This is a genomic window from Acidobacteriota bacterium (assembly GCA_016700075.1).
Lineage (GTDB): Bacteria > Acidobacteriota > Blastocatellia > Pyrinomonadales > Pyrinomonadaceae > OLB17.
This window is the reverse complement of record CP065000.1, coordinates 2,197,426-2,220,882: the sequence shown is the minus strand read 5'-3', so window position 1 is coordinate 2,220,882 and position 23,457 is coordinate 2,197,426. Positions and strand designations below refer to the sequence as shown.

Here is a 23,457-nt window from a genome sequence, read left to right as displayed (position 1 = left end):
CGGACTTGTGAGGTCTAGAATTCTCTTTTGTTCACGATGTCCGAAGCGGTCACCGGTTACCACGAAGAAGAAGCCATCGGCAAGACGTACGATCTGCGGATCGCTCGCCGTCTGCTGCGGTATTTGCTGCGTTATTGGCCTACTGCGGTCATAGCCTTGGTGCTGACATTTCTCACAAATGTTCTGATCAGCACGCAGCCGTATTTCACGAAAATGGCGGTCGATGATTACATCACGCCGCGTGTTACCGACGGCATTTGGCTTTTCGCTCTCGCATTTTTCGGCGTCTTTCTGCTTCGGTTCGTTTTCTCTTACGTTCAGGAGGTCCTGCTGAATGCCGTCGGCCAGCGCGTGATGCTGGACATACGTTCGGAGATATTTGAAAAGCTCCAACGGCAGGAACTTGCGTATTTCGACAGCAATCCTGTCGGCCGCATCATCACGCGGCTGACCAGCGACGTCGATTCGCTGAACGAACTTTTCACCTCCGGCGTGATAGATGTTTTGGGCGATCTCGTCATCATATTCGCCATCGTCGGGATAATGTTCTGGCTCGATTGGCGGCTCGCTCTCGTTTCACTCATAACAGTGCCGCTGCTGTTCGCCGCAACGAATTGGTTCCGCAAACACGCACGCCGCGGATTTGACCGCGTAAGGACGCGCAACGCCCGGCTCAATGCATTTTTGCAGGAGTATATTTCCGGCGCTCAGACCGTGCAGTTGTTTAATGCTGAGGGCCGTGCCCGCGGACGATTCAGGGCGATCAATGATGATTACCGCAACGCGAATATCGAGACCATCTTCTATTACGCGGTCTTTTTTCCGCTCGTCGATCTGATCAGCGCCATCGGCATAGCGGCCATTATTTTCGCATACGGTTTTGATCACGTCGCCGGAATTTCGGCCGCCGGCAGTGCTCTGACGGTCGGCATTTTGGCAGCATTTATACAATATTCGCTGCAGCTTTTTCAGCCGATACGTGACCTCTCCGACAAGTTCAATGTGCTGCAGGCGGCGATCGTAGCGGCTCATCGAATTTTCCAACTGCTCGACCGCGAAGTCCTCATCACGCCGCCGGAAACTGCACGCATCAGCGGCAGAACGGCGGGCAGGATCGAATTTCGCAACGTCTGGTTCGCATACAAGGACGAGGATTGGATACTTAAAGATGTGTCCTTCAAGGTCGAGCCCGGCGAAAGTATAGCACTCGTCGGCCACACCGGCTCAGGTAAAACGACCGTTACAAATCTGCTGATGCGGCTGTACGACATTCAGAGGGGCAACATTCTGATCGACGGCGTCGATATTCGCGAATGGGACCTTCCGTCGCTCCGGTCAAATTTCGCGGTCGTGCTTCAGGACGTCTTTTTGTTCAGCGGCTCAATTGAGGACAACATCCGGCTCGGGAATACTGACATCGCCGACGAGCGTGTCCGATGGGCGGCAGGCGAGGTGCGGGCAGATGAATTCATCAATAAGCTCGACGGCGGCTATTCTGCGGTTGTGCGCGAACGCGGTGCCGGGCTTTCCGTCGGACAAAAGCAGCTGGTGTCGTTCGCACGCGCGCTGGCATTCGACCCGCGTATTCTGATCCTTGACGAAGCGACAAGTTCCATCGACACGGAAACCGAACAACTCATTCAGAGGGCCGTCGCCCGCGTGATGGCGGAACGCACGTCGCTTGTCGTCGCACATCGTCTTTCCACCATTCAAAAATGTTCCCGCATCATCGTTCTGCATCACGGCGAGATCCGCGAGATGGGAACCCACGCCGAACTACTCCGCGAACGCGGACTCTACTGGCGGTTGTATCAGCTGCAATACTCGGACAATGATGAAGGCGGAACACTTTCGCCGCTCGAACCTGCAGCCGCGTAAATTCGTATGAAAATTTATATGGGCGCCGCTAAATCCGATATTTGGAAGCAGGCGAATAAAAACACGGTTCTAATTTTATACCGGTAGAGTTATACTTTTATGTTCGACCTTTTGATGACAGACGCTTCGACCACAATCCACGCCGTCGATGACCTTGACGGAGACAAACGCCCGACCACTGTCGAGCGTGTCGCCGACGCGAGCCTGCCGACGCAGATCGGTGAATTTCGGATAGCGGGCTACAGATCGGCCGTCACAGGTGAAGAGTACGTCGTTCTGTATAAAGGCAAATTGGACCGCGAAACGCCGACGCTGGTCCGCATTCATTCGCAGTGCCTGACCGGCGATGTGTTCGGCTCCATCAAGTGCGACTGCGGACCGCAGCTTCGCCGCACCATGGAAATGATCGAGGAAGAAGGCCGCGGAGCGGTCGTCTATCAGCAGCAGGAAGGCCGCGGCATCGGTATAATCAACAAGATCCGGGCCTACGCACTGCAGGACGAAGGTGCTGACACGATCGAAGCCAACGAACGCCTGGGCTTTAAGGCGGACGCCCGCGAATACCGCGAATGTGCGGAAATTCTCTATGATCTGGGCCTCTGCAAGGTCCGAGTGATCTCGAACAACCCCGACAAAATAGCCGCTCTCGAAGCCGCAGGGCTCAACTTTGTAGAGCGCGTTCCCATCGAGATCGAAGCGAAGGAACCTGCCGTTAACTATCTGAAAACAAAGAAGGAAAAGATGGGACACCTCTTTTCGCTGCTCTAATATACGGCAGGGCGAAATCCAGATATCTGAATAAACTCCAAATATTCATCCTATTTTGCCCTCAGGTTCCGACGTGCTAGCATCTAGTCAGCCTCTCCCGCTCCCCTAAACCCCTTATTCTCAATGCTTTGCAGATGCACGCAAATAACGCCGCATTGTGGCTCGATATTTGCGAAAATATGTCTGCAATCTTTTGCGCTGTTCGCCCACTGTCACGAGACATCGTAAGCGGCGACAAAATGTTAGGACTTACACTCTTTTAGGAGATAAAAGAATGACTAAAAACTTCAAATTTATGACCGGGGCTCTCTCGCTCATGCTTTGCTTCGCAGCATTTGCATTTGGCCAGAGGACCTCGGGAAACATTGAAGGTACCATTACCGACCCGAATGGCGCGGTTGTGACGGGAGCTACCGTCACGGCGAAGAGCACCGGTACTACCGCCGGCTTTACCCGCACGACCACTACGGACGGAAACGGATACTTTCAGTTTGGCCAAGTGCCTCCGGGCACCTATTCGGTCACGGTGGCCGCTTCAGGCTTTGCCGGTGCAAAGCGTGACGTTGCCGTCTCGATCGATTCGACCATCGCAGCTAACTTTCAGCTGACGGTCGGCGGCGGCGAGACCGTCGTTGACGTCATTGCCGATAGCAACGTGACGGTCGACCCGACGGATACCAAGATCGACAGCAACATTGGCAAAAAGCTCTACGAAGATCTGCCGTCAGGCGTTACCTTCGCATCGCTTCTCAAGGTTGCTCCGAACGTCCGCCCGGAACCCCGCGGCGGCGGTTTCCAGATCGACGGTGCTTCGGGATCTGAGAACGTTTTCATTATCGACGGCCAGGAAGTTACCAACTTCCGTACCGGCGTTCTGGATACGAACTTCAACCTTCCGTTCGAGATCATCCAGGAAGTACAGGTGAAATCCACCGGCTACGAAGCTGAATACGGCGGCGCCACAGGCGGCGTTATCAACGTTGTGACCGCGGGCGGAAACAACCAGTGGCAGGGAAATTTCGGAATGTCGTTACGCCCGGGCAAGCTCCAGGCAGACCGCAGGCCGGCCCTTTCCGCTTTCACGGCAGGCGGTGTTTCGAACACACCGGGCAACACGACCTATCTGACGCTCCCGAATGACGGCGGCGTTGATTGGTTCCCTGTCGCTCGTTTCAGCGGCCCGATCTTTAAGGATAAGATGTGGTTTTCGGCTGCTTACACACCGCAGATCTTTGAGACGACCCGTGTGATCGACTACTACACGAACACCATCTCGGGCAACTCGACAGCGAACCCGAGCGGCCGTGCGGTGATCAATCAGCTCACCTACAGCAACAAGGTCGTCCAGGAAGATTTCTTTGTCCGCGTCGATGCACAGCCGACGCAGCGTCTCCGTTTCTTTGGAACGTTCCTCTGGAATCCGGTCTATCAGAAAGGCCTGCTTCCGGGTACGACCGAAGGCTACGGCGGTGCAGCACAGTCCGTTAACTTCGGCGGCAGCATCGGCACGCTTACCGGCCCGGAACTTCTGAGCCGTCAGGGCGGACGCCAGAATGCTAACGCGTTCAACTTCCAGGGAACGTGGAACCCCACGAACAACTGGATCATCAACGGACGCGTCGGCCGCAGCTTCCTCAATGAGAAGCTCAGCTCGTATTTCATTCCTCGCGTTACCCGCTACATCTGTAGTGCTCTCGGACCGATCACGCCCGCTCAGGCAGGCTGCACCCAGGGCTTCCAGAACGTAGCCAGCAACTCGCAGGTCAACTACGACGTTTCGACGCGTGAAACCTACGATATCGACGCAAGTGCCGTTGGTATCAACTTTGGCGGTCGCCATAACTTCAAATTTGGTTATCAGATGAATAGGCTGTTCAATACGGTGGATCGCGGTTATAAGGACCTGGGCATCATCCAGATGTTCTATGACCGAACGATCACCGCGTTGGCGGGTGTTCCTGCCACTCCGGGCAATTCAGGATCGGGCCTCATGACCCGTTTCGGTACTGTCGGTGAAGCAAGCAGCGACAGCCAGGCACTGTTCGTTCAGGACAGCTGGACCATCGCGAACCGCCTGACCATCAATCCGGGCCTCCGTATTGAGAAAGAGATCGTCCCGAACTTCGGTACCACCGGTTCGAATGCTATCGAATTCGGCTGGGGCGACAAGATCAGCCCGCGTATCGGCGTAGCTTTTGACCTTACCGGTGACGGCAAGACGAAACTCTTTGGTAACTACGGCTGGTTCTATGACCGCTTCAAATATGAACTGCCCCGCGGTTCATTCGGCGGTGATTTCTTCCGTCGTGATTTCTTTGAGGTCTTTCAAATGGGCACGGGCCACGGTACGGGCCTGACCTACACGAACTACACGCGTGCCAACATCCTTGGATCGTTCACCGATCCTATCGGCGGAGAGTGCCCGATCGTTGCACCGACGGGTCTTTCACGCTGCCAGTTCGATTTTCGTATCGCGACCAACCTCGCGGGCGCAAACATCTTTGAGACGGGTGCTATCGATCCGAACCTCAAGGCCGCCCGCCAGAGCGAATACACCATCGGCGTCGAGCGTGCTCTCGGCAATCAGACGGTACTCGCAGGCCGATTTACCCACAAGAAGATCGACCGTGCTATCGAGGACGTAGGCGTATTCAACGATCAGGGATCGGAAGCCTACATCATCGGCAACCCCGGTTTCGGCCTCGTTTGCGAAGTTTCGCGAACCGCAAATCTGCCCTGCCCGAAAGCAGAGCGTGATTACAAAGCGGTCGAGGTTCGCCTCGACAGGCGTGCTACGAAATACTTCTTCAGCGGCAGCTACACTTGGAGCCGTCTCTTCGGAAACTACTCCGGTCTGGCCAGCTCTGATGAAGCAGGACGTACGAGCCCGAACGTGAACCGTTTCTTCGACCTTCCGCCCCTCGGCTTTACCGCGGACGGAGATCCTGACAACGGACTTCTCGCTACGGATCGCCCGCATGTCTTCAAGGCATACGGCGGCTACACGTTCGACTGGAAGAACAACAACATCCACAGGACGTCAGTTTCGGCCTTCACTGTGGTCCAGTCGGGTACGCCGCTCACGACCATCTACAACCTGTACAGCCTGGGCACCACGATCCTTAACGGACGCGGCGACCTCGGCCGTACGGAAATGTTTACGGAGACCGATCTTTCGATCAATCACCGTTACAAATTTGGTCGTGATGCTCGCTACACGCTCGAAGCGTTTGTTGATTTCCGCAATCTCTTCGATGAAAAAAATGTTACCGGCGTGCAGACAAACATTAGCTCGGTGAACTTTACCGCTGCTACGCTAAGCACGGCGGCAGCCGGTTGTACGACCTGCGGCACGGAAGCGGCAGTATTCCAGACCATTTTCAATGGCCCGGGTATCCGCCAGTTCGTTCTGAATTACATCAACAGCCCGAATACTGCTCTGGCGAGCCGCACACTCAACACGTATGGCCTGGCAAATGAATTCCAGGGACCGCGTGATGTTCGCTTCGGTTTCCGCTTCTACTTCTAATTGAAATAGAAACGGTACTCTCTTGGCCCGCTTCTTCGGAGGCGGGCCTTTTTATGCGCAACAAAAGAGCCGCCTATGCGGCGGCTATTTAGTTCGTATAAATAAGGTAAAGGCCTATTCGGTCTTCTTACCTGCCTTTTTCCTCAGGTCGGCGATCTTACTCTTTATATCTTCGGCTTCCTTTCCGACAAATCCCGAAGCTTTTAAGTAAAGCTCGAGTTCGTCCGCCGCTTCGCCGAATTTCTTCAGGTCGTTCGCATAAAGCTGGGAAAGTTCGCGCTGTATCTCAGCCACGGGCAGTTTCGAATTGCGTTTCGCGTTCAGCAGGTTCTTTTCGGCGTCCGCAAAATTTCCCATCGCACGCTGCGTCCGGCCAAGCGAATAGAAAACCTGAGCCGATCCGGGTGCGAGAATTGCTGACTGTGAAAGAGCCGTCTGTGACGCCTTGTAAAAATCCTTGCCCATGAAATAGAAGCAATTGCCCAGGTAATACAGTGTGTAGGCGCTCTTTTCATTCACCTCGACCGCACGCAGAAAATACGGGACCGCCTCGCGATAGCGTCCTAGAACATACATCTCTCTGCCCGCTCGATAAAGTGCGTCGTAATATTTCGGGAAAATGTTGAGTGCTCGGTTCAGCGTGTTGATGCCTTCGATCTGCCGTTTTTCTTCGAACTCCTTCAATGCCTCGCCATACAGACGCTTTGCCTCATCGGGTACCTCTTGTGCAAAGACAGTTCCCGTCTCTGCCGCAGCAAGGCTGCCGCGTTTTGGCGAAAGAAAGAAATCCTGAGTGAAATAACCGCTTCCCTCGCCGCCGCGGATATTCTGGGTGTTTATCTCCAATGGTATCGACTGGTCTTCCAGATCGTACCGAAATGCGAAAACACGGATGGTATAGTTGCCGTTCGACAGGCCGCTGAACTGATATCGCCCGGAGCTGTCGGTTTTTGTCCGGCCGTTCATCATCACGCGGTATAGATCGTCGAGCAGCTCGACGTCAACATCGGGCAGCGGATTTCGTTGCCGGTCGTAAACCCGGCCTGTTATCGTGCTCGACGCGGCTTCGTCAGCAGCCGTGCTATATACAGAAGTAAAGGAGAGAATAAGAAATAGAAAGGTTAAGCGTCGTAATACCGCCATTTGAACAATTGCCTCCAAGACAGGTTTTTGCGCCTTGTCATTATGCGGCAATTATAGCAGGAAGCGCGAGATCGAAAGAATAATTTACGGGCGCGAGGCTGAAATTAGCCCTGATTGACCTTCAGAACTGCCAGAAATGCCTCCTGCGGTATCTCAACGCGGCCGACCTTCTTCATACGCCGCTTGCCTTCTTTTTGCTTTTCGAGAAGTTTGCGTTTACGCGAGATGTCGCCGCCATAGCATTTTGCGATCACGTTCTTGCCCATCGCCTTGACGGTCTCGCGGGCGATCACCTTATTGCCGATGGCGGCTTGGATCGGCACTTCGAAAAGCTGCCGCGGGATCAGCTCTTTCATCTTCGCGGTCAGCAGGCGACCTTTCGCCTGTGCCGTGTCCGAGTGCATTATCAGCGAAAGCGCATCGACAGGCTCGCCCGAAACGAGAATGTCGAGTTTCACCAGCTTACTTTCCTTATAGCCCGACAGATGATAATCCAGCGACGCGTAACCGCGTGACACGCTCTTCAGCCGATCGTAGAAATCGAGCACGATCTCGTTGAGCGGAAGCTCGTAAACCAGCATCACGCGGTCTTTCGTCACGTATTCAAAGCGCTTTTGGATGCCGCGTTTTTCATCGAGAAGAGGAAGAATGCCGCCGAGAAACGCCTCATTGGTAAGAATGGTCGCCTCGATGAACGGCTCTTCAAATTTTGCGATGCGTGCCGGATCGGGCAGCTGCGACGGCGAATCGACCTCGTGCACGGCGCCGTCGGTCGTCGTCACGCGGTACCGCACGCCGGGCGCCGTCGTGATCAGCTCCAGATTGAACTCTCGCTCCAGCCGCTCCTGAACGATCTCCATGTGAAGCAGGCCCAGAAATCCGCAGCGGAAACCGAAGCCGAGAGCCGTCGAGCTTTCCGGTTCGAAAAAGAACGATGCGTCATTGAGCCGCAGCTTCTCCATCGCGTCTCTGAGGTCTTCGTATTGCGCCGAATCGGTAGGATAAAGCCCAGCAAAGACCATCGGCTTTACTTCCTGAAAACCGGGGAAAGGTTCCTTGGTCGGATTTGCCGCCTCAGTGATCGTGTCGCCGATCTGGACGTCCGCGACCGTCTTGATCGAAGCCGTCATAAAGCCGACCTCGCCCGGCCCGAGCTCGTTTATCGGCGTCGCCTTAGGCCGGTTAACCCCAATGGTTTCAACGAGATACTCACGTCCGGTATTGAAGAACTGAATCTTTGTGCCCTTCTTAAGCGTGCCGTCAATGATTCGGAAAAGTACGATAACGCCGCGGTAGCTGTCATACCAACTGTCGAAGATCAGCGCCTTCAGCGGCTCGTTTCGGTCGCCTTTTGGCGGAGGAACTTTTTCGATAATTGCTTCGAGGACCTCATCGACGCCTGCACCTGTTTTTGCTGATGTCAGGACCGCCTCGCTCGCGTCGAGTCCCACGATGCTCTCGATCTGTTCCTTAATGCGGTCGGGTTCTGCTGACGGCAGGTCGATCTTGTTCAGTACGGGAATGAGTTCGAGGTCGTTCTCGATGGCAAGGTATGTATTTGCCAATGTCTGAGCTTCGACGCCCTGCGAAGCGTCGACCACCAGCAGAGCTCCTTCGCAGGCTGAAAGCGAACGCGAGACCTCGTAAGAAAAATCGACGTGGCCGGGCGTGTCAATGAGATTGAGTACGTATTGTTTGCCGTTCTTTGCCTTGTAATCCAGCCGGACAGCATGCGCTTTGATGGTAATGCCGCGCTCGCGTTCCAGGTCCATATCGTCGAGCAGCTGCGCTTCCATATCGCGCTCGGCGACCGCTCCCGTCAACTGCAGCAGGCGGTCGGCGAGGGTCGATTTGCCGTGGTCGATATGGGCAATGATCGAAAAGTTGCGTATCAGCTCTCGGTCCATAACAAAGGTCAAACGAGAATTGTAGCAAATCGCATATACACTCGCATTTTCCGCATCGCCGGAAATATTTCATTGCCCCTTTCAGGCAGATTTTGTTATAGTGTTCGTATAAGACATGGTAATAATTTGTGTCGCAAAGGCACAGGAGGAATCATTATGGGAAACGATTTTAACAGGGACGAAACCAGCGCCGCGACAAAATTGACCTATTTGCTGGTCGGCGGCGGCATCGGTGCGATCCTCGCATTGCTTTTTGCTCCGAAATCCGGCGAAGAGCTGCGGCATGACATTGCCGAGGCTTCCCGCAAAGGGCTGGAGAAAAGCAAAGAGGCCGCTCATCATCTGCAGGAAAAGGCGGGTGAATATTACGAAGTGACGAAGGAAAAGGCCGAGGATATCCTCGAGACCGCTTCGGAAAAGGCTGAAGAATTTGCTGAAAAAGCAAAATCAGCGGCCGCCCGTACTGCGAACCCTTTCGCAGCGGCCATCGAGGCCGGCAAGGACGCATACACCGCCGAAAAACGTAAGAACGAGCCTAAATCAATTGCAGAAGGCCGTCCGACCTACAGCGTAGAGGACGACGGAAAGTAAATTCGAGATATGAACGCTGGTGATCCTCAGTTTTGGATGATGGTCTCGTCGATCATCATAGCGGTATGTTTCATCGTGATGGCGGCGGCTCTGATCGCCATCGCCGTCACGGTGAGAAAGGTGATAGCGACGGTGCGGAACATAGAGGCTCGCGTCGATCCGCTAATTACCAAAGTAGATGCCATCAGCGCTCAGGGGCGCGAGATATCCGTGCATTTTACTGAGGTCTCCAGCAATCTCTCTGTCGCCACAAAGCACCTTGCCGAATCAACTGAGCTGATAAAGGATGAGGTCGCCGAGCTGAAAATGCTGGTCAGCGAAACCGCCGTCACTGCAAAGGACAAGGTCGGCATGGTCAGCCGGTCTATAGACCAAACCCATGCCAAGGTCCTGGACACCACTGAATTCGTGAACCAAAAGATCGTGGTTCCGGCACGCGAGATCGCTGCCATAATGGCGGGTGTGAGAAAGGGGCTCGAGGTCCTCTTTGCCCCTGCCCCTAAACAGATCGACCGGGTTTACGTAGAAGACGAACTGTTCATCGGGTAATTTCCCCGAAACCTTTCGTACGACAATACGCAGCCCATCGGAAACGCTGTTCGGTCGCTATTCCGTGATATGGATGTCCTCCGTCTTGTTCACCCTGCCCGACAGGAAAAGCCCACCGAGTCCGATAGTCGCCAAAAGGAAAACAATAAATACCACGAACTGCCAAAGCTCTCCGCTGGCCCGATATTGAAGAAATATCACAACGGCGAGAACCGCAGAAACCAATGCCAAAATGGCATAAAGCATGTCCTTCACAAAATCACCTCCGATCCTAACTTGCCTGGCCCTGTAATGGGCTTCTAAACCTGAAACTGCTGTCCAAGTGCCTACTTGCGACCACCACGGTGTTTTCAAATTACTACAGCTATTTGTAAGACGATAGTAACCTCATTTTAGTTCTAAAAGCAAGGAATTTTGATGTCGTCGATCACGAATTATGCCCGTGAAGTTCGTTGAGTTCATTGCAGATCCTCTCGTAGTCTTCATCTGTCAGAGGCTCCGAACGACGGTCCGAGCGAAAATGTGCCGCGCCGCCGCAAACGAAGGGTTGCTTTTTGTCTTTGGTTTTTCTCTTAAGAAGGGCTCCGACCATCCGGCCAATGCCTGCCAGATCATTTTGGACCTGTACGAATGCGAACAAGCTCCGATCGAGCAGCAATGCCACGGCTCCCGCTTGTCCCGCTCCGACCTCGAGAAGAATGGCACCTCCTTCGTGTAAATGATCGGGCGCTCCATCGATGATCCGACGCATTATACTGAGGCCGTCGCTGCCTCCGGCCAATGCAGGCGGCGGCTCGAAACCTCGAACCTCTTTCATCAGATCGGCAATGTCCTCGTCGGGGATATATGGCGGATTGGAGACGATCAAGTGGAATTTGCCTTCCACATTCTCGTAAACGTCGCTTTGAATCAACGTGATGCGGTCGCGAACGCCGTGGCGAACGGCATTGCGCTCGGCGACAGCAATGGCTGCCCGAGAGATATCGACCGCGACGGCACGAGCGTTTGGCACATGTTTCAATATAGAAACGCTGATACAGCCTGATCCCACACCGATCTCCAAGAACCGAGGGTCGTCGGGCACGCTTTCCATTATTTCCAAACCCTGTTCGGCCAGCAGCTCGGTCTCCGGCCGCGGTATGAGCACGTCGGGCGTTACCTCAAATTCAAGCCCGTAAAACTCCTGAACTCCGATGATATATTGCAGCGGTTCGCGGTTCGCTCGTCTTTCGAGAAAGTCGGAAAAATTATTTTCATCGGCATCCGACAGGACATATTCACGATGCGCATACAGAAATGTACGGTCCTTGCCGATAGCGTGCATCATTAGCGAAACCGCCTCGCGGCGCTCATTTGCTACGCCCGCGGCCGCGAGTCTTTTTGTAGCCAGATCCAGTCCTTCTGCGACGTTCATCTTCTCTCTTTTCATTATCACCGAAATCGCCCCGTGTATAAATGCGGCGTCACTTTGCGGCCTTTGCTGTCTTCGCGTATTTGTGGGGAATACTCTGCCGCAGATGCTCACAAGCCGTTCTCTTTGCCCTTTCACACGAAAAGCAGGATAATTAAGCCTTGCGGCGGCGCTATTTTCGATGAAATTTTTTTCGGATATTCGGCTTCTATTGCTGGGGATCTGGCTCGGTGCGGCCGTGTTTTTCATCGCGGTCGCTCAAAGTGCGTTCGCCGTTCTGCCCCAGCGTGAAATGGCCGGTTCGATCGTGAACAGCACCCTCGCGGTCCTGAATTACTGCGGCATCGCGATATCAGGACTGTTGCTTTTGACGACACTGTTCGGCATGTCCGGCGTTAGGCCTCTGTGGATGTGGGCAGAAAGGATCTTGTTGATGCTACTATTTGCCGCATGCGCTATTGGGCATTTTGTCATAGGTTTTTGGCTGTCATCGATCCGATCGCAGATGAGCGGGCCGATCGACGACCTCGCTGTCGATGATCCGCTTCGTGTTCAGTTCAACATGCTGCACGAATATTCGGTCTGGGTGCTCTTTGCGGGAATGGCGGCGGCATTGGTAACATTTTTCATTATCTCGAACCGCCGTTTCGGCAAACCCGAACAGTCCGGCGATGTTTACGATTTTTCAAAGGAATTCAAGGTCTGAAAATATGGACGTCATCGAAAAACTCGAAGAATTTGAGAGGCGTTTTGCCAATTGGAATGCGAACGAAGAGCTTCGCGGATATCCGTTCGTGGAAAATGTGCGTGCTCCGTTCACGCCTGTCCGCAGGGCTCTGCCAATGCTGAATCTGGCGCTCATCTCTTCCGCCGGAGCGTATATCGACGGCACGGATCCGTTTGACCTCGCGTCGCGCGATGGCGATCTGAATTTCCGCGAGATTCCCGTCGAGGTCGAGGCAGCCGACCTGCGCTTCGCGGCGAAAGGCTATGATCCGGCTGCGGTCATGGCAGACCGCAACGTGCAGATCCCGATCGAACGCCTGCTCGAATATCAGGAGAATTCCGTTATCGGATCGCTGAATCAGGTTTGGTGGAGCCTGAGCCCTTGGATACCCAACGCCGCGGCCGTCGCCAATGACATCGGCCCACGCATTGCCGAACGCCTGCACCGCTACAACACTCAGGCGGCTCTTTTGATCCCTGCGTCGCGGCTCTGCCATCAGACTCTCGGCATCGTCGCACGAGTCATCGAGGCAAGCGGCATTCCGACGATGATGCTGTCGGTCGATACATCTGTGACCGACATGGTCCGCCCGCCCAGAACCGCATATTACAAAGGCGAACTCGGCTCGGTCGCAGGCAAAGCTGATTGGCGTGAATATCAACTCCGCATTCTCGACGAAGCCCTGCGCTGGACCGAGACATTTGACCAGCCGAGCTCGCGAAAACTCGCCGTTGATCTGCAATCACAGGTCGAAGCCGCTCGCGGCGAAAGATGATAAAGGCAAAAGTAGTAAGGCAAAAGGCAAAATTCATCGTCCAAGATTGTTCATCTTATTGACGATTATCTTACCGACTATTCTCGAAAGCTCATCTGCTTCTTGGGTCAATTCAGTAATGCCTTTGACGATTCCTGGCGGAAGCTTGTAAGAGGTTTGCAAGAGGCGTAACCAATATCCTGTTTCTCGGGCTTCTTTAAGAGAAATAGAGTTTTTATGTATGAAGTCCTTGCCCGTTTCCCCGGAGCCCGCCTCTTCAAGATTAGCCCCGATCGATGTTCCGGCGGCGAAAAGTTGATTTATCAGGATCCGGTTGACCTCAGTTTTCGTTGAAAGAAATTGGCAGAGTTTCACGATCCTGACCGCGAACTAAAACGCTCGCTCACGAATATCGTAAGTTTTATCGTTATCCGCTCCCATCATTACTTGTTGCCTCAATCAGTTTCTTCCTTTTGCCTTTCGCCTTATTGCCCGCCCATTTGCCACGCTTTGATCGCTTCCAGCGGATACAACAGCATTATTATATTTAGGATCAGGCTGTCGCGGATCCATGCGATCAGGAAGGCCTCGGTAGCGAGGAATAGAAGCAGTGAGCGGACGAAACCTATCTTGAAAGCGATCCAGAACCCAAGCGCGCAGGCGACGATGTCGGCAAGCGAATTCATTACTGAATCTCCGAAATAATCGAGCGACAAAGTAACGGTTCGATATCGTTCGATGATCGCTGGCGAATTTTCGGCAACCTCCCAAATGCTCTCGATCAGAATGGCCAGCGAAAACCGCCAGCCGAGCGGCAGGAAATAGAAGACCAGGCCGATCAGCCAGAATTCAAGTATGCCGTGCAGAACATGAGTGAAGGCATACGGATCGACGAGGTGCTGGGAATTGTGCGTTGTCCAGATGTCCCACGACCACGGTGCAGGGTCGCCCTCTTTACACCAAATAACGCGGCCCATCACGGCGAGCGTTATACCGGTCGCGATAAAGATCACAACGGTCACTGCGATCGGAATATGCCCGACCTCAGAAAAGAAGCCGTTTTTGTTATCTGATGTTTCGCTCATTTCGTCGCTGATTATCGTCTGAACCGCCGAAGAGTTCAAGAGGCGCAATTGCCCGACGCCGTCCGTTTAGTGCAGAATCAAGACCGGAAAGAATGAACCGCGGAGAGAATTTAGAACGTATCGCCGAACGCACGGCGGCGTGGGATATCGTTGTGATAGGCGGCGGTGCGACGGGCGTCGGCTGCGCGCTGGATGCGGCGTCACGCGGCTATGATGTTCTTCTGTTAGAAAAATACGACCTCGGCAGCGGTACGTCGAGCCGCTCGACAAAGCTGATACACGGCGGCGTCCGCTACCTTCGTGAGGGCGACATCTCGCTCGTCCGCGAGGCACTGCGTGAACGCTCGATCATTCTAAAGAACGCACCGCACGCCGCACACAAACTCGACTTCGTCATTCCGTGCTATGGCCTTCGCGACGAGCTTTTCTACGGCATCGGGCTGAAAGTTTATGATCTGCTCGCCGGCTTTCACGGTATAGGCGGCTCCAAGATGATCTCGCGTGCTGAGACCATCAAGCGATTGCCGACCGTTGTTCAAGACGGGCTTTCGGGCGGCGTCGTTTACACCGATGGGCAGTTTGACGACGCCCGGCTGCTGATAGATATGGCCTGTGAGGCGTCGCGGCGAGGTGCGTGCATCGTGAACTATGCATCGGTCGAAAGCATCGGCGGATCAAAAGTGATCGGCTTTGAAATTGTTTTTCGCGATTCGGAGACGAACGCCGAATACACCGTGAACGCTCGGTCGGTCATCAACGCAGCGGGTGTTTTCTGCGACGAAATTCGCAGCATCGCCGACAACAATGCCGAGCCGACGACAACATATTCGCAGGGAATTCATATCGTGCTGGACAAGAGATTTCTGCCGGCCGACGCCGCGATAATGATCCCGAAAACCGCCGACGGCCGTGTGCTTTTCTGCATTCCTTGGCTCGGCCATACTTTGATTGGGACGACCGACACGCCGGTAAATTCGGCGTCATTCGATCCGCGACCGATGGAAGCTGAGATCGATTTCGTGCTCGAGACAGCCGGGAAATATCTCACCGAAAAGCCGACGCGTGCCGACATTCTGTCGTCTTGGGCAGGCATCAGGCCGCTGATAAGAACTCAGGCAAATGTGGCGACATCAAAGCTTTCTCGCGGACACGAACTCTTCATCGACCCGAACGGACTCGTCACGATCACTGGCGGAAAATGGACGACATATCGCCGCATGGCTCAGGACGCGGTCAACAAAGCTGCCGACATCGGCGGCCTGGAAAGGAGAAAATGCGTTACTAAAGACCTGGCGATCTCGGCGCCGCAATACGCAGCAGGCGAGACGCTGCATCCCGACTTTCCTTACACCACCGGCGACATTGAACGCGCCGTCCGCGATGAAATGGCTCGTACCGTCGAAGACGTCCTCGCCCGCCGCACACGCATCCTTCCTTTGGACGCAGGAGCCGTTGCCGGTCTTGTTCCGATCGCCGCAGAAATATTGAAAAGGGAGTTGGGAAAGGGATCTGCGTGGGAAGCCGGTCAAATGGAAAGCTTCAACGCGTCTGTCGCGAAATATCGACCTGATGAAACCGCGAGTCAAGATTAAGCCGCTGGTCAAAGCTGTCTGCGACCATACGGGCCTTGAATTTGGCGGCCTCTGCGGCCTCTCCTACAAACAACAGGTCAACCTTTTCGACGAAGATCTCAACCCAGCGGCGGAAATGTTCGGTCGTCATCGGGACCTTTTCGTGCAGTTTCTGATGAACGGCGAGCGGATTGTTGAAATAAATGGGCCGGGCGAAAAGTGCCTTTTCCCAGAAATCGACGATCTTCGGCAGATGTTCTTCCAGATCGAGCTCTACGAAATGATGGCCGATCTCGGCGTCGGTCATAGCGACCGAATAGAATTCACGCATCAGCCTCTCAATATCATCGCGTGTTTCGATATCGCGCATCATCATTCGGTCGATGCCTCGCCGGAATCGTGCAGAGCGGCGGTGAGAGTATGCCAGCTCAAGCTGGCGCATTTGACACGCGCCGGGAATTCGAGCACTCCGGCGAACGCCCGCAGCTTGCCGAGGTGATTTTCGTCAGATTCAATATCAAGCTCGCCCGTGACCATACGGTGAAATTCGTCAAAAAGCTTGTCGGCCTCTTCACGAGTTTTGCCCTTCACGGCCTGCGTCATCATCGACGCCGAAGCTTTCGAAATGGCGCAGCCTGAGCCTTTGAATGCGACGTCAGCGACCGTATCGCCGTCCATTTTCACAAAGACCTGCAGTGCATCGCCGCAAAGCGGATTGTTGCCGAACGCGGTCTTGTCCGCATCATCGATCTCGCGGAAATTCCGCGGATTCTTGTTGTGTTCCAGGATGGTCTCCTGATATAGCTCGTTCAGTTCTGACATCTAAAATAGCCCAACCACGTTCCCGTTCTCGTCGATATCCACGCGTTCGGCCGCCGGGTGTTCGGGCAGAGCCGGCATCGTGCGCATATCGCCGCAGATAGGATAAATAAAGCCCGCACCGACGCTCGCACGCACCTCGCGGACGGGCAATGTGAAGCCCGACGGAGCACCTTTCAGCTTCGGGTCGTGGCTCAGGGAAAGGTGCGTTTTCGCCATACAGATCGGCAGATTGCCGAAACCATTCGCCTCGTACGATGCGATCTGCTGTTCGGCAAACGGCTCGAAGCGCACGTCCGCCGCACCGTAGATCTTCGTCGCGATGGTCTCGATCTTTGATTTGATCGGTTGATCGAGGTCGTAGAGGAATTTGAATTCGTTCGGCTCGTCGGCCGCGGCGATCACCATTTCCGCAAGCTCGATGGCCCCTTTGCCGCCGTCCGCCCAATGCGTCGAAACAGCCGCTCCGAGCGCTCCCGCCTCGACGGCGATGCGTTTGACGGCCTCGATCTCTTCCGCGTGGTCCGATTCGAAAGCGTTGATGGCGACGACGGGCGTCACACCGTGCAGGCGGACGTTCTCGATCTGTTTGCGCAAATTTGTCGCCCCTGCCTCAACGTCCGCAACGCTGCATTCGAGCATTTCAGGCGGCAAAGGTTTGCCCGCGACGATCTTGAATTTTCCGCTGTGCGATTTCAGAGCTCTGATGGTCGCCACGATCACGCAGGCGTCGGGCTTGAGGCCCGAATATCGGCATTTGATGTTGAAGAATTTCTCTGCGCCGATGTCCGCGCCGAAACCCGATTCGGTCATCAGATAATCAGCCATCTTTACGCCCAGCAGATCCGCGAGGATACTGCTGTTGCCGTGTGCGACATTAGCGAACGGGCCTGCGTGGACGAGTGCCGGCGTATTCTCCAGCGTCTGCATTATCGTCGGTCGAATGGCGTCACGCATCAGCACCGTCATCGCACCGGCGGCGCCGATCTCTTCAGCGGTGACGGGCGTTTTGTCGTGCGTCATGCCGACGACGATGCGGCCGAAACGCGTTCGCATATCCTGCAACGACGTCGTCAGGGCGAGTATCGCCATCACCTCTGAGGCGACGGTGATATCAAAACCCGTCTCCCGCGGAATGCCGCCTTCCATGCGGCCGCCGAGGCCGACGATGATCTTTCGCAGAGCACGGTCATTCGTATCAACTACGCGTTTCCACGTGATGCTGTGCGGATTGATGTTCAGCGGATTGCCGCGAAGCAGCCGGTTATCGATCATCGCGGCGAGCAGGTTGTTCGCGGCCGTAACGGCATGGATGTCGCCGGTCAGATTCAGGTTGAATGTCTCCATCGGCACGACCTGCGCCATGCCGCCGCCGGCCGCGCCGCCCTTGATGCCGAATGTCGGCCCCTGCGAAGGCTGCCGCAGCGTTATCACCGATCGCTTGCCGAGGTGCTTCATCGCCTGGCCGAGCCCGATCAGCGTCGTCGATTTGCCTTCGCCGAGCGGCGTCGGCGTGATGGCAGAGATGTCGATGTATTTGGCGTTCGGGCGGTCTTTGAACTTTTCCAGCACGTCCAACCGCACCTTGCCGATATACGGGCTGCCGTAAAGGTCTATGTCGTCGGGGCCGAGTCCGAGCTGTTCAGCGATCTCAACAACGGGGCGAAGTCTTGCACTCTGGGCGATCTCAAGGTCTGTTTTCATAAGGCGATTATCCTATCCAAGCCGGCCTGCATGGTGTGATCTCACTCACATATTACACCAAGTTCGCCCCAGCCGCCTGTTATGCAAAAACTTCGATGACCTTTTGAATGGCGTCGGCAAGTTTATCGATCTCTTCGCGCGTGTTGTAAAAAGCGAACGACGCGCGTGCCGTCGCGGGAACGTCAAAAAAGTTCATCACCGGCTGAGCGCAGTGGTGTCCGGCACGTATCGCGATGCCCTGCTGATCGAGAATTGTGCCGATGTCGTGCGGATGAATGCCGTCGATGGTGAACGACAGCACGCTTGCTTTTTGTGCGGCTGTACCGATGATCGTTACTTCCTCGATGTCCGCTAGCCGCGATGTGACGTATTCGAGCAACTCGTGTTCATATGCGGCAGCGGCCTCGAAATCAAGTGCGTTCAGGTAGTCGATCGCCGCACCTAATCCGATCGCTGCGGCGATGGCGGGCGTGCCTGCCTCGAATTTTTCGGGTATCGCCGCATACGTCGTGCCGTCAAAACTGACGGTGCGGATCATGCCGCCGCCTGTCTGATAGGGCGGCATCTTGTCCAGCCATTCCCGCTTGCCATAGGCGACACCGCTGCCGGTCGGGGCGAACATCTTGTGCCCCGAAAAAACAAAGAAATCAGCATCGAGGTCCTGCACATCAACCGGAAAATGCGGTACGCTCTGCGCCGCGTCCACGCACACCGGCACGCCGTATTTATGCGCGGTCGTGATCATTTCCTTGACAGGATTGACCGTACCGAGACTGTTTGAAACGTGGGAAACGGCGACAATTTTTGTCCTCTCGTTCAGCATCGCCTCGTATTCCTCGATGACAAGCTCGCCGGTTGAGTTTATCGGGATCACACGCACGCGGGCACCGCGTTCGGCGGCTGCCACCTGCCACGGAACGATGTTCGAATGATGTTCCATTTGCGAGACGAGGATCTCGTCGCCTTCGTTGACGAAGCCTTTGCAGTAGGAATGCGCGACAAGGTTGACGCCCTCCGTACAGCCGCGGACGAAAATACACTCAGCCGCCTCGCGTGCGTTTATGAAACGCTTTACCTTTTCACGCGCCGCCTCGAATGCGTTTGTCGCGTGCTGCGACAAATAGTGCACACCGCGATGAACATTCGAATGCTCCTCTTCAAGGTATTTCGAACCGCGGTCTATCACCATCTGCGGCACCTGCGACGAAGCCGCGTTATCCAAATAAACCAGCGGCTTGCCGTTCACCTCACGCGACAGCACCGGAAAATCCCGCCTTATTTTTTCTACATCCCAAGTCATAAATTCACATCACCACAGAGAGCACAGAGCACACAGAGGGTTTCAATTAGCGATCCTCTTTACGCCGTTTTTCAAGAGCTTAACGTTGAAATTGATGAGCAAACCGATCTTCTTATTGCTCAATTTCAAATAAGAGATCAGTTGCGCCTCATGGATCGGATGCAGCGTATCGACCGCCTTTAATTCGACGATCACCTCGTCCTCAACAAGCAGGTCAATTCGGTATCCGGCATCCAGCCTGACCGTGTCGTACACAACAGGAATAGGCACCTGCTTTTCGACTTTCAGACCTCGCTTTCCAAGCTCATGCAGCAAACAAACCTCATAAGTACTTTCCAGCAGGCCGGGGCCAAGTGCTTTGTGAACCTCGATCGCTGCGCCGATGATCGCTTCGGTGACTGAGTTCAACTCCATTTCCTGCCCTCTGTGCTCTCTGTGTCCTCTGTGGTTAGATCACCGTATTCAGCCGGTTCAGCACCATCGCATCAAGCTCGCTTTTGATCGACTCGATCTCGATCTTGTTGATGATCTCTTCGGCGAAACCGTACGTCAGAAGGTTGCGTGCGAGCGTTTCGGGCAGGCCGCGCGTCAGCAGATAGAACATCTCCTCGTCCTCCAGCTGGCCAACGGTCGCTCCGTGCGAGCATTTCACGTCGTCGTTGAATATCTCTAGCTGCGGTTTCGTATCGACGCGGGCATCGTTCGACAGCAGAAGATTTTTGTTCTGCTGCTGTGCGTCGGTGCCGTGCGCGTTTTCGCGGACAAAGACCTTGCCGTTAAAAACGCCCCGAGAACTGCCGTCGAGCACACCCTTGTATGTCTGATGCGAATTGCAGTTCGGCACGGTGTGGTCGATGCTGGAATGCGTGTCGTGATGCTGTGAACCCGACAGGATATACAGCCCGTCCACCCAGATCTCGCCGCCCTCAGCGATCAGCTTAGCGTCGATGTCGTGCCGCGAAATGGCACCGCCGAGATTGATATTGGTCAGGTCGTACCGTGCCGAAGGGCCGACCGTAACTTCCGTCACGCCGTAGTTGTAGGCGTCCGCCGCGTCTTTCTGCACACGATAATGCGTCAGGTTGGCGTTCTCCTCGACGACGATCTGCACCGCCGAATTCATCAGCCCGCGGCCGCCGCTTTTATATGTCTCGACGATCGTGGCTTTGCTTCCTGCTTCGGCAATGACGATCACGTGCGGCGACGCCATCTCGCCCTCAGCGGCGGAAAGGTCTAGTTCGATGGGCTCCGCGACGCTCGTCTCACGCGGAATAACGACGACAGAAAGATCCGCGAATGTGAGATTCAGAGCCGTAAAACCGTTGCGCCCGAAACGAAAATTCTCGAGCATCACACGCGGCCGCGGGTCGTCGTCCGGAAGCTGCGTGCGCATCTGCGTACACGGCCACTCGCCTTTCGCGATCTCGGCGACATTGGTATATTTCCAGTCCTCGTCCTTCGGCGTCGGGAAACCGGTCGCCGCGTAATACGAGAATGCTTCCTCGCGCAGAGCCTTTACCATCACATCCTTTTCCGACGCGATGCTGTCCCTAAAACATTGTCCAAAAAGAGTTTCCATCGTTGCTGATGTCATTTCACTTATCGATCCTTATCAGGCTGAACTTCTCGTCAGCACGAATGGTCCGCGCCGGGTCCAGCAAAAATTCCTTAGCGATCTTCAGTTTCGCCTCATTCTCGGGCCGGGGTTTTCGGTCGTCGACGAGTGTTGTGCGGTCGTAGTTGAACAAAAAATCGTGCCTCGCCAGAACATAATTCACGCCCATCTCGCGCGTCCTTTGCCGCAGGTCTTCCGCCGAACGTGCGTCCCAAACCATCTTTCTCAGCGTCCAATCCTCAAAGATGTAGTCGGAAAAAATGGGACGCTCGATGTGATACGTATCGCGGCGCATATTGATGAGCCACGTCTTTTCGTCGCCGCCGCTCTCGCTATTCAGCCACGAGTAGTAGCTGTAATGATCGAGATTTCTCGTTAGATAAACTCCGGTCGTTTCGCCGCCGAACGCCACCCGCAGCGGTGCCTTCATCGAGAACCACGCGAGCGCCGTCAGCACCGCAATAAAGGACGCCGCCGTAAGTGAATACTTCCAGGCGTTGCGCATCGCTCCATCTTTCAACTTGTCAGCGGCCGATGCTATAGCTATCGCAAGCAGCGGCATTATCGGCAGCAGATAACGCAGTTGCTGGCTTGAGAAAAGCCAGAAAAGATACACGACGCCCACGACTATGAGCAGCGATCCGACACCGTCCGCAAGTTCGCGTTTCCAGGCGGCCCACAGCACCAACGGCAGCCCGATGATAAACATCGCACCGATGACGCCGTCGTAAAGGTTCGCGTCCTCAGGCTGCGCCGCAAGCGAAATGCGCAGCGGTGCGATCAGATAGTTTTCCGGATGAGTTTGGACGCCGCCGTATTGCGAATTCATCCCCTGAAAAAGGTTCGACCGCTCGACGTCCCAGCCGGGAGCCTCGCCCGGCAAGATGCTCATATAAAAAGGGAACACCGGAGAGCCCGTTTCGGCCCAAGTCCGCAGATACCACGGCGACGCAATGACGCCCGCCAACAACAACGCCCCAAATCCGGTGAGTACAAACCTGCCCGCCCCGCCGGACCGCAGGCTGCCAGCTTGCCCATCCTTATTCTGCCTAGCCCGCAACAGGACGATCAAAACGAATGCCGCGATCACGAACACCGTTGTCAGCTTTATCGACAACGCCGCACCCAAGAAGATTCCAAGCAATATCGCCGACCTTGTGCTGCCTGTCCACAGCCAATTCAGCAGCGAATGAGCCGCCAGCACGACGAACAGCGACAATGCCAGATCTACGTAGCCGCTCGCCGCCACGTGATACGCCGTCGGTATGCACGCGACCAATGCAGTAGCCAATAACGACCACGGTTTCGAAATTCCTTCTTCGCGGGCCCAGCCGTAAACCGCCGCGAGCAGCAGCGGAAAAAAAAGCCACAGCACCGCACCGCCGGCAGCTTCGGCCGCACGTTCGCTAATGAAGCCGCCGAGCAGACGAGCCCAAACGACGTGCATCTCAGTTCCCAACGCAAGATAGCTCGCGATGTTGCCCTCGATGAAAGCATTGCCGCCCTGTGCGATGAACTGTTTCGGGACCGAGAAATGATAAAGCAGCGTGTCTTTAGCGGTCGGCGGAGCGAGCGACGAGATCAGCGAAAGAAGCAGCGGCACCGCTATCAGAACTTTCAGAACTATGATGAACGGCGAGCGGTCTCCGTCATCTTGCAGCGATGCTTTCGTGCCCTTCTTTCGCGTGAAAGCATAAACTCCTGCAAGAAATCCGAACAGAACGCTGAACGACGCGGCGATGCTGTTGTACAGCCCCGCGAGTCCCAGAAAGAACCAAACAAGCGAAAATGCGGCAGCTCCGAGAGCGGCTTTTTTCGCTATATCCATCTCGAAAGATGAGGCCCGATCATCAGAAGCAGGAATAAAACTATAGATGAAACTGCCGAGACAAAACCACGAAAAGCCGATAACAAGCGCCGCGACCACAGCGGCAAATGAATCTGCGATCCCGCTGCCGAACAGCGGCCCGCCGCCGAGGTTGCCGACCAGCGACGGCAGCTTCAGAATGTCATCGAAACGAAAAGCCGTGAAAACGACAAGCAATGCCGCCGCCCAAATGGCGACTAGCACCGCATTGCCGCTTCTGTTCGCTTTCTCGGTCACGC

At 55.0% G+C, this 23,457-nt stretch carries 20 protein-coding genes and 1 pseudogene; 8 read left to right on the top strand and 13 right to left on the bottom strand.

Annotated elements, in window-relative coordinates; genetic code table 11:
* The first annotated feature begins 36 nt into the window (after positions 1-36).
* The 3 genes from IPM50_10040 to IPM50_10030 all read left to right on the top strand — a co-directional run bounded on the left by IPM50_10040 (position 37) and on the right by IPM50_10030 (position 6,175).
* Positions 37-1,878, top strand: coding sequence for an ABC transporter ATP-binding protein (locus IPM50_10040; protein ID QQS32014.1), 1,842 nt, complete (start codon positions 37-39; stop codon positions 1,876-1,878).
* Positions 1,879-1,992: 114 nt separating this feature from the next.
* On the top strand, positions 1,993-2,646 hold the full coding sequence (gene ribA, locus IPM50_10035; GenBank protein QQS34500.1) for a GTP cyclohydrolase II: 654 nt from the start codon (positions 1,993-1,995) through the stop codon (positions 2,644-2,646).
* Between the two features lie 274 nt (positions 2,647-2,920).
* Positions 2,921-6,175: a TonB-dependent receptor gene (locus IPM50_10030; GenBank protein QQS32013.1), complete on the top strand. Its 3,255-nt coding sequence runs from the start codon at positions 2,921-2,923 to the stop codon at positions 6,173-6,175.
* 114 nt (positions 6,176-6,289) lie between these two features.
* Here IPM50_10030 and IPM50_10025 read toward each other — a convergent pair whose 3' ends face one another.
* Positions 6,290-7,318 (bottom strand): carboxypeptidase regulatory-like domain-containing protein, encoded by a 1,029-nt coding sequence (locus IPM50_10025; protein QQS32012.1) that lies wholly within the window; start codon positions 7,316-7,318, stop codon positions 6,290-6,292.
* A 104-nt stretch (positions 7,319-7,422) separates the two neighbouring features.
* Positions 7,423-9,225, bottom strand: coding sequence for an elongation factor 4 (gene lepA, locus IPM50_10020; protein ID QQS32011.1), 1,803 nt, complete (start codon positions 9,223-9,225; stop codon positions 7,423-7,425).
* 156 nt (positions 9,226-9,381) lie between these two features.
* Between lepA and IPM50_10015 the strand changes: the two genes are divergently transcribed.
* Both IPM50_10015 and IPM50_10010 read left to right on the top strand, forming a co-directional pair.
* Positions 9,382-9,816, top strand: coding sequence for a YtxH domain-containing protein (locus IPM50_10015; protein ID QQS32010.1), 435 nt, complete (start codon positions 9,382-9,384; stop codon positions 9,814-9,816).
* Positions 9,817-9,825: 9 nt separating this feature from the next.
* The gene (locus tag IPM50_10010; protein QQS32009.1) at positions 9,826-10,365 is read left to right on the top strand and encodes a hypothetical protein; all 540 of its coding nucleotides are present in this window, start codon (positions 9,826-9,828) and stop codon (positions 10,363-10,365) included.
* Positions 10,366-10,422: 57 nt separating this feature from the next.
* Here the strand turns inward: IPM50_10010 and IPM50_10005 are convergent, their stop codons facing one another.
* Together IPM50_10005 and prmC are read right to left on the bottom strand one after the other, a co-directional pair.
* Complete coding sequence (locus IPM50_10005; protein QQS32008.1) at positions 10,423-10,620, bottom strand: hypothetical protein; 198 nt, start codon at positions 10,618-10,620, stop codon at positions 10,423-10,425.
* A 172-nt stretch (positions 10,621-10,792) separates the two neighbouring features.
* Positions 10,793-11,794, bottom strand: a complete 1,002-nt coding sequence (gene prmC / locus IPM50_10000; GenBank protein ID QQS32007.1) for a peptide chain release factor N(5)-glutamine methyltransferase — start codon at positions 11,792-11,794, stop codon at positions 10,793-10,795.
* A 163-nt stretch (positions 11,795-11,957) separates the two neighbouring features.
* On the opposite strand from prmC, the gene IPM50_09995 reads away from it, so the two are divergent.
* Complete coding sequence (locus tag IPM50_09995; protein ID QQS32006.1) at positions 11,958-12,482, top strand: DUF4149 domain-containing protein; 525 nt, start codon at positions 11,958-11,960, stop codon at positions 12,480-12,482.
* 4 nt (positions 12,483-12,486) lie between these two features.
* Positions 12,487-13,278: a hypothetical protein gene (locus tag IPM50_09990; protein ID QQS32005.1), complete on the top strand. Its 792-nt coding sequence runs from the start codon at positions 12,487-12,489 to the stop codon at positions 13,276-13,278.
* Between the two features lie 33 nt (positions 13,279-13,311).
* On the opposite strand, the pseudogene IPM50_09985 reads toward IPM50_09990, so the two are convergent.
* Positions 13,312-13,698 (bottom strand): annotated as a pseudogene (locus tag IPM50_09985) (four helix bundle protein).
* A gap of 44 nt (positions 13,699-13,742) precedes the next feature.
* Positions 13,743-14,342: a DUF2585 family protein gene (locus IPM50_09980; GenBank protein QQS32004.1), complete on the bottom strand. Its 600-nt coding sequence runs from the start codon at positions 14,340-14,342 to the stop codon at positions 13,743-13,745.
* Between the two features lie 92 nt (positions 14,343-14,434).
* On the opposite strand from IPM50_09980, the gene IPM50_09975 reads away from it, so the two are divergent.
* The gene (locus IPM50_09975; GenBank protein QQS32003.1) at positions 14,435-15,934 is read left to right on the top strand and encodes a glycerol-3-phosphate dehydrogenase/oxidase; all 1,500 of its coding nucleotides are present in this window, start codon (positions 14,435-14,437) and stop codon (positions 15,932-15,934) included.
* On the opposite strand, the gene IPM50_09970 is transcribed toward IPM50_09975, so the two are convergent.
* From IPM50_09970 to IPM50_09940, 7 genes are all read right to left on the bottom strand, one after another.
* Positions 15,882-16,289 carry a group III truncated hemoglobin gene (locus IPM50_09970; GenBank protein QQS32002.1) on the bottom strand — a complete coding sequence of 136 codons (408 nt, stop codon included), beginning with the start codon at positions 16,287-16,289 and terminating at the stop codon, positions 15,882-15,884. The genes IPM50_09975 and IPM50_09970 overlap by 53 nt on opposite strands.
* On the bottom strand, positions 16,286-16,735 hold the full coding sequence (locus IPM50_09965) for an SUF system NifU family Fe-S cluster assembly protein (GenBank protein QQS32001.1): 450 nt from the start codon (positions 16,733-16,735) through the stop codon (positions 16,286-16,288). Before IPM50_09965 ends, IPM50_09970 begins: the two co-directional genes overlap by 4 nt.
* On the bottom strand, positions 16,736-18,436 hold the full coding sequence (locus IPM50_09960; GenBank protein ID QQS32000.1) for a formate--tetrahydrofolate ligase: 1,701 nt from the start codon (positions 18,434-18,436) through the stop codon (positions 16,736-16,738).
* Positions 18,437-18,515: 79 nt separating this feature from the next.
* Positions 18,516-19,736, bottom strand: coding sequence for a cysteine desulfurase (locus IPM50_09955; protein QQS31999.1), 1,221 nt, complete (start codon positions 19,734-19,736; stop codon positions 18,516-18,518).
* 42 nt (positions 19,737-19,778) lie between these two features.
* Positions 19,779-20,150, bottom strand: a complete 372-nt coding sequence (locus tag IPM50_09950; GenBank protein QQS31998.1) for a GxxExxY protein — start codon at positions 20,148-20,150, stop codon at positions 19,779-19,781.
* A gap of 34 nt (positions 20,151-20,184) precedes the next feature.
* A complete protein-coding gene (sufD, locus tag IPM50_09945; protein ID QQS31997.1) occupies positions 20,185-21,330 on the bottom strand; it encodes a Fe-S cluster assembly protein SufD in 1,146 nt (381 codons plus the stop codon).
* A gap of 1 nt (position 21,331) precedes the next feature.
* Positions 21,332-23,455, bottom strand: coding sequence for a phospholipid carrier-dependent glycosyltransferase (locus IPM50_09940; GenBank protein ID QQS31996.1), 2,124 nt, complete (start codon positions 23,453-23,455; stop codon positions 21,332-21,334).
* Positions 23,456-23,457: the final 2 nt, after the last annotated feature.